Source organism: Planomonospora algeriensis, assembly GCF_977012225.1.
In genome coordinates this window covers 1-1306 of record NZ_CDRNDK010000869.1, presented here as the reverse complement: position 1 = coordinate 1306, position 1306 = coordinate 1, and the positions used below count along the sequence as shown (strand labels likewise).

The 1306-nt window shown below is 76.0% G+C and carries 2 protein-coding genes; one reads left to right on the top strand and one right to left on the bottom strand.

What is annotated here, in order from left to right; genetic code table 11:
• Positions 1–430, bottom strand: a 430-nt coding sequence (locus ACWJ6R_RS36510) for a DUF5685 family protein (RefSeq protein WP_449066572.1), incomplete at its 3' end; no start/stop codon positions are given.
• Positions 431–510: 80 nt separating this feature from the next.
• On the opposite strand from ACWJ6R_RS36510, the gene ACWJ6R_RS36505 reads away from it, so the two are divergent.
• Positions 511–1275 (top strand): enoyl-CoA hydratase/isomerase family protein, encoded by a 765-nt coding sequence (locus ACWJ6R_RS36505; protein WP_449066571.1) that lies wholly within the window; start codon positions 511–513, stop codon positions 1273–1275.
• Positions 1276–1306 lie beyond the last annotated feature (31 nt).

Below are 1306 nucleotides of genomic sequence, written 5' to 3'. Positions count from 1 at the left end.
CGGCGGTGTCGAATCCGACCCCGGCCCCGATCCGGGCCCCGGCCGAGGCCCAGCGGACGGCGAGCAGACCGCGGACCGGAGCGGTGGCGGCGGCGGAATCGCCGTCGGCGACGTGGTCGCGGATCCTGCCCGCGGCCAGCACGAGCGAGACCGAGGCGGCCAGGCGGGCCCCCCGCGCCCGGGCGTCCACCACGTCGGCGGACCGGAATCCGCGCAGCGCGCACGGGCCCGCCTTCCGGTGCGGGGAGGCGGCCGGCAGCTGGGCCTCGGCGAGCACCGAGACGATCAGGCCGTCGTAGTTGGCGGCCAGCCGCGCCGCCTGGCCCTGCCCGTCGCGCAGGGTCAGGCAGAGCCCGCACAGATGGGCCTCCCACGCGCGGCGCAGCGACGGGCACGTGTGCTCGCCGCACGGGCGGATGATTCCGAACATTCGGCCTCACAGCTTCGGGCGTCCGGGGGGAGCGGGGTCCGGCCGCATGATCGAACAGGGCTCCCGGGAGAATCTACCTCGTGCAGATCCGCAACGGCTTCCGGCTGACCCTCGGCGACCCCGCCGAGCACGTCGCCACACTCGCGATCGACCGACCGGACAAGCGCAACGCGATGAGCGCGGACATGTGGCGGGCGCTGCCCGGCGTCCTGGAGCCGCTCGCGGCGGACCCGGGCGTGCGGGTGCTCGTGCTCACCGGGGCGGGCGGGACCTTCTGCTCCGGTGCGGACATCTCCGAGATCGCCGAGCTCTCCGAGGGCGGCGACGACACCGCGCTGACCGTCACCGCCGAGCGGGCGCTGACCCGGTTCCCCAAACCGGTGATCGCGATGATCGAGGGCTTCTGCGTGGGCGGCGGCTGCCAGCTCGCGCTCGCCTGCGACCTGCGCCTGGCCGCCGACGGCGCCCGCTTCGGGATCACCCCGGCCAAGCTCGGCATCGTCTACCCGCTCTCCTCCACCCGCCGCCTGGTCGACCACGTCGGCCCCTCCGCGGCCAAGTCGCTGCTCTACACCGCCGACCTGGTCGACGCCGAGCGGGCGCTGCGCATCGGCCTGGTCGACGAGGTCCTGCCGGCCGGGGAGCTGGCCGGCCGGGTGTACGGCCTGGCCCGCACGATGACCGGACGGTCGCAGCTCACCCTGGCGGCGAGCAAGGAGATCGTGGACGGCAGGGCGGGGGAGGACGGCTTCCGGGCATGGCAGCGGGCCTCCCGGGACGAGCTGGCCGAGGGCGTCGCGGCCTTCCTGGAGCGCCGCCCGCCCCGCTTCACCTGGGGCCGGTGACGACCGGTCCGCCACGGCGCGCCGCCGCCGG